The organism is Oleiphilus sp. HI0125, from assembly GCF_001635355.1.
In genome coordinates this window covers 1-834 of sequence record NZ_LWGF01001071.1, presented here as the reverse complement: position 1 = coordinate 834, position 834 = coordinate 1, and the positions used below count along the sequence as shown (strand labels likewise).

Below are 834 nucleotides of genomic sequence, written 5' to 3'. Positions count from 1 at the left end.
CTAGAACAAGGATACCAAGCGTTGTTACATCTAAGAACTTGTCAGCTGAAAGCTTAGAACCAACAGACAAACCAAGGAAGATAGTTACAACGTTGATCAATGCATTCTGCGCAGTATCAGAAAGACGATCTACTACACCACACTCTTTCATCAAGTTACCAAGACAGAACATACCAAGAAGTGGCGCAGCATCCGGTAGGAACAACGCAACCAAAATCAATACCGCAATTGGGAACAAGATTTTTTCTAATTGGTGTACTGGACGTAACTGAACCATCTGGATCTTACGCTCTTCAGCATTCGTCAAAGCATTCATGATTGGTGGCTGAAGCACAGGAACCAATGCCATGTATGAATATGCCGCAACAGCGATTGCGCCCAATAAATGTGGCGCTAGAACACTAGCAACATAAATCGACGTTGGGCCATCCGCACCACCGATAATACCGATCGCTGCAGCTTCGCCAATATTGAATTCCATTACGCCTGTCATGGTTAAAACCGCTGCACCTAGAACGGTACCAAAGATACCGAACTGCGCCGCTGCACCTAACAAGATCGTACGAGGGTTAGCAAGCAATGGACCGAAGTCAGTCATCGCACCAACACCCAAGAAGATCAAAAGAGGACCAACTGTACTACCAATAATAACGCTATAGAAGTTCGCCAACATGCCGTTAGCATAACCTGCATTCTTAGCGATTTGATCTGCAGCAAATACCGTAGATGCATTACCTTCTGCATAAGCAGCTTTGAATGCCTTCAATGTTTCAGCAGTAATTTCTTGCCCTGCTTCAAAAGGAATCTTCAGAACCTCTGAAAGAGCAAGCATAA

At 44.6% G+C, this 834-nt stretch carries 1 protein-coding gene; it reads right to left on the bottom strand.

The window, feature by feature from the left end:
- The coding region (locus A3762_RS18360) for a sodium ion-translocating decarboxylase subunit beta (RefSeq protein ID WP_156493578.1) at positions 1–834 on the bottom strand (834 nt) is incomplete at both ends.